Source organism: Trueperaceae bacterium (assembly GCA_036381595.1).
In the GTDB taxonomy this organism is placed as follows: Bacteria; Deinococcota; Deinococci; order Deinococcales; family Trueperaceae; genus DASVCN01.
In genome coordinates, this window is the sequence record DASVCN010000001.1 from 21,648 (window position 1) to 31,088 (window position 9,441).

At 65.5% G+C, this 9,441-nt stretch carries 5 protein-coding genes; 3 read left to right on the forward strand and 2 right to left on the reverse strand.

From position 1 onward, the window contains the following. Positions 1-127: 127 nt before the first annotated feature. Together VF168_00095 and VF168_00100 are read right to left on the reverse strand one after the other, a co-directional pair. Positions 128-3,571 carry a TM0106 family RecB-like putative nuclease gene (locus VF168_00095; protein HEX7002574.1) on the reverse strand — a complete coding sequence of 1,148 codons (3,444 nt, stop codon included), beginning with the start codon at positions 3,569-3,571 and terminating at the stop codon, positions 128-130. A 408-nt stretch (positions 3,572-3,979) separates the two neighbouring features. Continuing rightward, positions 3,980-4,402 carry a PIN domain-containing protein gene (locus VF168_00100; GenBank protein HEX7002575.1) on the reverse strand — a complete coding sequence of 141 codons (423 nt, stop codon included), beginning with the start codon at positions 4,400-4,402 and terminating at the stop codon, positions 3,980-3,982. 456 nt (positions 4,403-4,858) lie between these two features. Between VF168_00100 and VF168_00105 the strand changes: the two genes are divergently transcribed. From VF168_00105 to VF168_00115, 3 genes are all read left to right on the forward strand, one after another. After that, positions 4,859-5,806, forward strand: a complete 948-nt coding sequence (locus VF168_00105) for a WYL domain-containing protein (GenBank protein HEX7002576.1) — start codon at positions 4,859-4,861, stop codon at positions 5,804-5,806. 106 nt (positions 5,807-5,912) lie between these two features. After that, positions 5,913-7,295 (forward strand): exonuclease SbcCD subunit D, encoded by a 1,383-nt coding sequence (locus VF168_00110; protein HEX7002577.1) that lies wholly within the window; start codon positions 5,913-5,915, stop codon positions 7,293-7,295. After that, positions 7,292-9,441, forward strand: a 2,150-nt coding sequence (locus VF168_00115; GenBank protein HEX7002578.1) for an SMC family ATPase, incomplete at its 3' end; no start/stop codon positions are given. The genes VF168_00110 and VF168_00115, both read left to right, overlap by 4 nt.

Sequence of the window (9,441 nt, forward strand, 5' to 3'; positions counted from 1 at the left end):
TCGCGTTAGTAAAGATTCGGGTCCCAAGTTTTACTTAGCTCTCGGCTAACGAAAGTTACTTTGCTTAGCCGATCACTAAGAAAGAATGAGGATCGAAATTTGTCTTAGCGCCTTTTGGTGCCGCGCTCTAGTCCTGTGCCGCATCCACGAACCTTACATGTCCGCTCACCAGCCTGATCTCCTCCGGTGTCCGGCAGATCGTGTCGAAGAGGGCGTCGCTGGCGACGAGGATCGCGGCCGCCTGAGCGCGAGACGTAGCGACGTTGAAGCGCTCGATGCTGAAGAGGAAGCCCAGGCCGCGGGGTGCGAGGTCAGCCGATGAGACGCCCATCGAGTAGATGACCACCGGGGCTTCCTGGCCCTGGAAGCGGTCGACCGTACCGACTCGGACGCCTGGAGGAACTGCCTCGGCCAAGGCATCTACGTGGCGATTGTAGGGGGCGACCACCAGGATGTCCTTCGGTTCGAGCGGCCGCGATTCGCCCTTCGAGTCGCGGAACCTCGCATTCGGTTGGAGCAGCCGCCCTATCACGCCTGACACCACCTCCACCTCTTCGGCCGAGGTGAGCGAGTTTCCCTCGTGCTCTACGGGCAGGTAGTAGAGCCCGGCACCGTCGAAACCTGAGGTAGCGATGAGCGCTATCCGCTCGTTCCCCTCCGCGGGCCGGAGGCGTCCTTCGTAGGCGAGTTCCGAGGTGAAGCGGGCGATCGCCGGCGCCAGCCGGAAGGTTCGGTCGAGGAAAAGGCCCTGACCTGGCTGGATGGTCTTGTCATCGCCCAGCATGTGACGAAGCACGGCTACGTCTGCCCCCGGAGGGTGGGTCGCCTGGATGGGCTGCTCGAGCTGTTGCGGGTCGCCTAGCAGCAACACGTTCTGGCAGGCGCTAGAGACCGAGAGAGCGTGAGCGAGGCTCAGCTGCCCGGCTTCATCGATGATGAGCAGATCCACCGAGTCGCGGAACTCCTCCTTGCTCCAGAGCCAGGCGGTGCCGCCCACGACAACCGGCTCTCCCGAGCCCAACAACCGCTCGACTTCGGGATAACCATTTACGGGCGTTACCCCATCCGGCAGCTGGTCGTCGCCGCTGCTGACCTTCTGGAATACCGGCAGGTCGTGAATGCCCATATCCGCAGCCTCCTCCACCGCTTTGCCGAGGAGGTTCGAGATCACCCTGTTCGATACGGCCGTTACGCCCACTCGCTTCCCCTGAGACAGCTGATCGATGATCATGTGGGCGCCGGTATAGCTCTTGCCCGAACCAGGCGGCCCCTGTACCGGCAGAACTCCACCTTCCAGGCCCCGGGTCATCCGCAACGCGGCGGCTAGCGTCGACTCTCCGGGCAGACGCCTGGCCTCTGGTTCCGGAGCCAACCCGCGGCCGGCGATCCTCAGCAGGATGTCGCGTGCTGCTCGGAAGCGTCCGGCTGCGTCGAGCCCACGCTCGCTGATGTCGTGCGCGAGTTCGATTCGGGCCGCGGTGATGTTCGTCTTCGGAATGTGACTCCAGAGGAAGGCGTGGGTCGGGTGGATGTCGGCCGTCGACACCTTCTTCTGCACATCGAGGGTGTGGGCTCGTACGTCCCATGCCACCACCTCGCCGATCCGCTCGACCCGCCCGTCCACCCAGGCGTGGAGGATGTCCTTCGACCGCGGATCGAGCTCCTGTGATGGGTAACGGTAACGCTGGACGGGCTTGCGCGCCTCCCCACCCACGACCCCGACGAATTCGAGCCCCACGATCCCCTTGCTGGCGATGGCCAGCGATTCGGGCTCCATCTCCATGAGCGCGAACTTCTCCCAGTAGTCGACGTTGTCTTCGCGGCGCTCGAAGTCGATGAGGTCGGCCAGCAGCGCCTGCGCAGCGTGCTCGTCGGTCCAGTCGGCTTCGTCCTCGGGCAGTCCGTTCCGGAGCCGTTCGATCGCCTGCTCAGCGGCGTTCCTCTCCCTCTCGACCTTCTCGCTCGGTTGGCTGTCGCCCGGCTCTGGGCGGGGGACGCCCTCTCCGCGTGAGACCAGCAGCGAGCGCTGCCCCTCGAGCCACTCGCGCAGCGCCAGGGTCGAAGCCACGTCATCCCGGTTGTAGACCCGCACAATCTCGAACGACTCGTCGGGCACTTCCTGGATCTCCCCCAGCATCAGACCGTGCTCGACGGCTCGCTTGTGCCTGCCAACACCACGAAGGTCGGCGTCTCGGAGGTAGCCGTGGACTCCCTCCAGGTCCTTGAGCGAGTAGCCTTCGGCGCCTACGCGGGCTCCCTGCCGGGTGATCGTCGAGAGGTCGACGAAGACGCCGGCACGCAACAACGCATCGAACTCCCGGGCCTTGCTGCTGAGCGTATTGACGAGCCTCGCCAGGGCCGACCTCTCGTAGTGTCCGTAGTGATAGACGTGCATCTGCGGGTGGTCCTGCCAGCGCGTGACGACCAGGTCCATGAAGGCCTCGAAGACGATCCGCTCGGTCCGCTTCTCCAGCGCCCAGCGGTGGGAGTACCCCCCTCTGGCGTCGCTCCAACCCCACAGGTACTCGATGCCGCCCGTGCCGAAGAACGGATTGCCCTCCAGGTCGAAGAACAGGTCGAACTCGGAGGGTTCGGGAAGCAGGGTGAGTCCACGCTCCGCTTCGACGGGAAGCAGTTCGTGGGCCGTCTGCCCGCTAGCGCGCGAGGCGACCTGGAGCCGCGCCTGGTGGGCGGCAGCTCGGTAGGTCGCCGAGCTGCCGAAGTCCGGCCGGAAGCCGAGTTCATGCTCGAGCCCGGCCAGAGATGCGACGGTTCTGATCTCCCGTCGTTCCAACTCGTTTCGGTGAGCCCGGCCAAGGTTGGCGACGAGCACCAGGCTGTCCTCCTGGCGCCAGGTCCGGTCGCAGTGACGCCACCAGGAGCACACCTGGCAATGGTCGACCGGTTCGGCTCGGGTGCTCGCCTTGTCGTTGCGCCCGTCCGCGATGAAAGATTCGAAATGGTCCCGCAACCGCTTCACGTAGGCGGCCGAATCGCTCACCCGGTAACGCTCCTCGTGGAACGGTTCCTCCGCGGTCCGACCCGGCGATACGACGGTGAGGAACTCGGGACGTTCGCCTTGAAGCTCCTCGAGCCAGAGCGCGTAGAGAGTGAGCTGGACGATCGCCTCGGCCTTGGTGGTCTTGGCGAGTTTGGTATCGACGGGCTCGTACGACCAGTCGCCCAGTCCGCTCGGCTTCTCCACCCTCCTGAGGAGGTCGGCGATGCCGCGCCAGTGACCGGCCTCGGTCTCGCTCCGCAGAGGCGCCTGCACGATGATCTCGTCGCCTCGTTCCATCGCGGCAAGCGTCTTCTGGAGTTGACCGGCGTCGTGGGCGGGCCCACCGACTTCGACTGTTCGCTTGCCCTGTTGGCGCAGGCTATCGATATAGGCTTGCTCGTGGCGCCGGCCAAGTTCGGCAAGCGCCTTCGCGTCGGGATCGAGTTCCGGTGTGGCGGGCGCGCGATCCTCTGCCAGGAGCAGCTCGAGGAGGCTGGCGTGGCGGCAGGCGGAGAAAATGGTCAGGTCTGTTGGGGAGAAGCTGAAGCTGCCGTCGCTGTTACGCCTCACGTTGCTCGCCCTCGTCTCGGTTTACATCTCGAAGCGGTGGTTACTTCTCAGAGTATCGCCCGAGTTGGGAAACAAGCGTCGCAGGAAGTTTGTGGGGCAGCTTCAGCAGGTGGGCCATGTCAGGAGAGTCTTGGAGCAAACCAAACTCGGAGCGTAGGTGTAACTATCCGTGCTGGCGCGCCCACTGAACGGATGTTCCTCCGGGTGCACCCATCGAACGTGGCGGCATACGCTTCCAAGGGGCAAGAACGAACGTGGCGAGCGACCCCCGGGCCGCTAAGGAACGTCCGGCCCGCAATCATTCCGGCAGATGAACACCTCCATCCGGCTCCTCCAGGAGCGGTAATGAGCTTCGAGTCGTGACGCTATTGGCAGGAGTTCGGCTGACTAACATCTCTTCGCCGCTCATCAACTGCGGAACGGGTCTACGATCGTCAACTTCTCGATCCTCTGCCCGTGCTGTAGGTCCTCCGTGAGTAACCTCCTGCAACCGAACTCGAGGGCAGCAGCGACGATCAGAGAGTCGTAGAAGGAGTAGGAGTACTTCGCCTTCAGTTGTAGAGAACGCCGGAACAGCTCGTGGCTGGGCGCGATGTGCCAAAGCGGCGCCAGCACGTGATCGAAGAAGAGTCTGGCGTCTTTCGTTGTCACGGGGACCGAGAGTTTCCGCGTGATGACGTTCAACACCTCGTGGACGACCTGATGGCTGATTACGCAGGAGCCAGATTCGACCGCCGCCTCTACCAGCGCCGTAGCAGTTTCCCTTTTTGTCCGGTCCGTCTCGTCGAATAGGTAGACGAATATGTTCGAGTCGATGAAGTCAACGCTCATTCATCTCGTCTCGTGTGAAGTGCTGTCCGCCGGTTCTCGCGTACGTCCTGATCTGTTCGATCACCTGGACTGCCTCGCTTGCCCGTTGTTCGTTCCGCGCGTACTGCTCCAGCCACCGCCGAAACTCTTCATTCAACGTAGTCCTGTTCGCTCGCGCCCTTTCACGAGCAAGCGCTATCGTCCGCTCGTCTGCACTGAGAGTGATATTCCTCATCAAGGCCCTCCAGCGCCTAGTTCAGTGTACACGAAGCTCGTGTCCGATTGTGGGCAAGCAAGTGCCAGCTCCCGGGGCGACCGAAACTCCGGCCGCTTCGACTCGTAATCGCAGCTCCAGGGGAAGAGCAAGCAGATATTCAGCTCTTCATAGTGCTCATTTTCGCCTGCGGTTATCCTGCGAAACGCTTGCGGCAGGGGATGGAGAACAGTGTCTAGGCTGGAGAGGCTCGCTCCCTCGGCATGAGCAGGAACTTGAACAGGGCGCAGCGCCTTCAGGAGCTGAAGGTGATGCTCGAATCGCGCCCTCGCGGCGCCGCCGAGCTCGCCAGGCAGTTCGGAGTTTCACGCCGGACCATGGAGCGCGACCTGCGCGATCTCGTCGAGCACGGGGACGCCAAGGAGGGGGATCACCGTTACTGGGTTCCTCGGCCCCCGACCGACCTTAACGAGGTCGAAGCTCTTGCCGTCCATAGCGCCACCCGGCTGCTGGTGCATACCCGCGTTGGCGAGCGGCACTACCGGAGCGCCCTGGAGAAGCTGTCGAAGCGGTTGCCTGAACCGGCGCGTTCCGAGCTGCTCAAGAGCGTCGACAAGCTGGGGCCCAGCGGCGACGACCGGGTGCTGGATCAGGTCGCCCAAGCCTGGTTCAACGGGAAGGTCCTGCGCTGCGAGTACCGGTCCAGCAAGGGAACCAACTGGCACCGCCACGAGTACGAGATCTACTTCTTCGAACTGAACCGCCGCAATCTGCAACCGTACGTCGTCGCCTTCGAACGGTCGTACTTCCGAGAGGTCAGGGTGTTCAAGCTCGCCAGGATGCGTAACGTCCAAGTGCTGGACGACGAGGACTACGTCGTGCCTAACGACTTCGAGCCCCAGAGATTCCTCTCGGGGACCTGGGGCATCGTCGTGGGTGACCCGGTCGAGGTGCGTCTGCGGGTCGATCCCTCGGTCGCCTCCTGGTTCCGCGAGCTGCGCGAGGACGACGAGAACGTCTCGGTAGTGGGGGAGTTCGAAGATGGCGGGCTCGAAGCGGTAGTCCGCGGACGGCTGGCCGAGGGCGGCGACGTACACGAGCTCTTGCCCTTCCTCCTCAGCTGGGGGCAGACCATCGAGGTACTCGAGCCTGAGACCGTCCGCCGGAAGGTCGCGAGTGAGCTGGAGAGCGCCGCCGCCCGCTACCGATGAAGTTGCGACACTACCTGTCGCACCCTCTGCCTAGGCTTCCTCTCCGAGGCGACGGCACATCCGTCGGGAGAGGGGCCGAGATGAAGTCGAACGAGGTAGCAGCGAGATGAGGTTCCTGCACACAGCCGACTGGCACCTGGGCAAGAGGCTGCACGACTTCCCGCTCCACGAGGTCCAGCGGGAGGCCGTCGGCCGGATCATCGAGTTGGTCGGGGAGGAGAAGCCCGACGCCGTCGTCCTGGCCGGAGACGTGTTCGACACCTACATCCCGCAACTCTCTGCCCTCGAGCTCTGGGAGTTCGCCGTTGACGGCATCGTCGGTGACCTCGGCGTTCCGATGGTGGTGATCCCCGGCAACCACGACCATCCGGAGCGGCTCGCGGTGCACTCCAACCTCGCGAGAAGGGCCGGGCTGCACATCATCAAGGGCCTCCGCGACGCCCTGTGCCCGGTGGTGGTCGAGGGCGTGCCCATCTACGGCGTGCCGTACCACAAGCCGGTGCACGTGAACAGCGCATGGCGTGAGGACGAGCCCGCGATCGCGGACTTCGACTATCAGGCCGCGATGACTTACGTGCTGGAGAGGGTGAGGGCGCACGTCGACGAGGGACCGGCGGTTCTGTCGGCCCACGCCTTCGTCGCCGGGGCCGGCAACGAGGGGGAGGCCGAGGACCCGATCCAGGTAGGCGGCGCGGGAGCGGTGGGGCCGAACTGCTTCCAAGGGTTCAGCTATGTGGCGCTGGGGCATATCCACGGCTGCCGGAAGGTAGGGGATGAGGCCCAGGTGCACTACTGCGGCAGTCCCGTGAAGTACTCGTTCGACGAGGCCGGCCACCAGAAGAGCGTGACGATGGTCGAGATCGACGAGTCGGGCCGGGCGACGACGGAGCGGCTGCCCATCGAGGTTTCACGCGATGTCCGCGTGATCGAAGGAGAGTCGTTCGATGCCGTGATTTCGGCGGCCGCGCTGGTGCCCGAGGAGCGGCGCGACGACTACCTGCTCGTGAAGGTCACCGACCGCGAACCTATCGACCAGGCCCTGGCCCGGTTGCGCGAGTGGTACCCGAACTCGCTGCTGGAACAGCCGTCGATCGAGGTGCGCGGCCGGGCGCCCAGCCTGGAGGGCGACTACAGGACGCTTAGCGTCGAGGACGCGTTCGAGCAGTTCTACCGCCACGTCTTCGGGGAGGAGATCAGTGGCGTCGAGAGGGAGTTGATGCTCGAGACCTTGCACGTGGCGGGGAACGGGGATCGGTACTCCGGCGAGGGGTTCGACGACGAGGGCGCTGAGGAGTTGGGCGCAGAAGGGTTGGGCTCCGAGGAGTTGGGCGCCGAGTCGAGGGACGGTGATGAGGCCGGCGCCGAGGAGTCAGCCGACGAGTTCGGTGACGAGGAGTTCGGCGAGAGCCGGCAGCGATCCGAGGACCGTGAGCCCGCAGAGGTGCTCGCGTGGGCGGAACGAGCGTCCGACGGGGACCTCTCCGGATGAGGCCGATCCGCCTCGAGCTGCACAACTTCGGCCCCTACCTGGGCGAGCACGTTATCGACTTCGAGACCCTAGGCCGTCACGGTCTCTTCCTGATCCACGGACCGACCGGTGCCGGCAAGAGCTGTATCCTCGACGGCTTGTGCTTCGCTCTGTTCGGCAAGGCCAGCGGCGACGAACGCAGCGGATCGGACCTGGCGTCGACCCTGCAGGAGGAGGAGCGGTGCAAGGTCGTGCTCGAGTTCGAGCATCGCGGCAAGCGGTACCGGATCACCCGCTCCCCTCAGCAGCAGATGGCCAAGCAGAGGGGCGAGGGGAAAACCACCAAGCAGGCCGAAGCGACGCTCGAGGCGTTGGACGACGGCGAGGTGTTGGCGACCAAGGTCGGCGAAGCGGACAACGTCGTGAAGGACCTGCTGCGCTGTTCGGTCGAGCAGTTCAGGCAGACGGTGGTGCTACCGCAAGGGGCGTTCCGCGAGGTGATCACCAACGACGGCGAGCGCCGCGAGATTCTGGCCAACATCTTCGACACCCGGCGTTTCGCGGACTTCTCCGAGGCGCTGAACGAGAAGGCCAAGGAGTTGGCGCAGCAGAGCCAGAGCATGCAGAGCCGCCGGGCGGAACTGCTGGCCGGCGCCGGATGCGAGAACGACGAGCAGTTGGCGCGAAGGCTGGAGCTCGCCGAGGCGGAGGCCGCGCGGCTGAAGGAGGAGCTCGCCCAGGCGGCGACCGTTCGCGACGAGCGGCTGCGGGAGAAGACCGAAGCCGCCGCGCTCGACGAGCAGTTCGAGGAGGCCGAGGAGCTGCGAAAGGCCCAGAACGAACTCGACCAGCGAGCCGAGGAGATGAAGTTCGAGCGCGAGCGTCTCGACCGGGCGAAACGGGCGGCGCTCCTGGCCGACGCCCGCACCTACTTGGAGACCACCCGCAAGGAACGCGAAGGCCTCCAGGGCGAGGTCGAGGGGGCAACGGGGAGGCTCGAGGAGGCGCGTTCACAACTCGTGGAGGCGACCCGGCGGCTCGAGGAAGAGAAGGCGCGGGAGGCCGAGCGCAAAGAGGCTCAGGCCGCCTGCGGGCGCCTGGAGGCTCTCGAGAAGCAGGTGGGCGAGCTGGCCGACATCGGGCGACAGGAATCGGAACTCGCCGGGCAGGTCGAGGAGCTCGCCGAGCAGGCCGAGATGCGGCGCGAAGCGGTAGGCGCAGCAGAGGAGCAGCGGACCGAGCTGGTGCAGCGGAGAGCGTCCCTGGCCGAGAAGCTCGGTTCCGAGGCCGACCTGGAACGGCGGCGAGGAGAGTTGCAGGCCCAGGTGAGGGCGCTCCGGGAGATCGAGCGGGAGTTGGCCCGGGTTGCCAGTCTGGCCGAGGAGATGGAGGAGGTCCGCGCCGGTGGCGATCCGGCCGAGCACCTGATCCTCGCGGTCAGGGAGCACTCGCCGGGACTGCTGGCGGCGTCGTTGGCCGAAGGTGAGGCCTGTCCGGTCTGCGGAAGCGAGCATCATCCGCTGCCCGCGGAGGGTCACGACGGTCTCGGCGGCCTGCAGGCAGCTTTTGAAAGGTTCGGCGAGGCCCGGGAAGAGGTATCGCGGCTGGAGGAGGCCGAGCGCCAGCATTCGGTCCGCGCTTCGAACCTGGCTGCCGAGGGCGGTTGGACGCTGGAGTCGCTGCCCGAGCTGGCGGAGCGTGTGGAGGCGCTCGGCGAGGTCGAGCGGGCGCAGGAGGAAACGAGAGCCCTGCGCGAGCAGCTCGACGAGCTGGACCAGGCTGTGGCGGCCATCGACGAGGAGCTCCCAGGTCTCCGGGGGCAGGTCGAAGAGGCGCAGCGACAGCAGAACGAGGCGACCGGCAAGCTGCGGGAGTTGCGGGGCCGGCTAAAGGGCCTTCTCGACCAGCTCGAACCCGAGAACCGCGACCCGGAGGCGTTCGGCGAGGCACTGGAGCGGTCGAGGTCGAGGCACAGGGAGTTGCAGGAGGCTTACGAGAGTGCGCGGGAGGGCGAACAGAAGGCCCAGGCGCAGGTGGAGAAGCGGGAAGCGGAGCTCTCGATCCGACAGGGGCAGTTGGGAACCGCCGCGGAGAAGCTCGCGCGGCTCGAGGAGGAGTTCGCGGAGAAGCTGCGGGGCCACGGTTTCGACGGTCTCGAGGAGCTGGA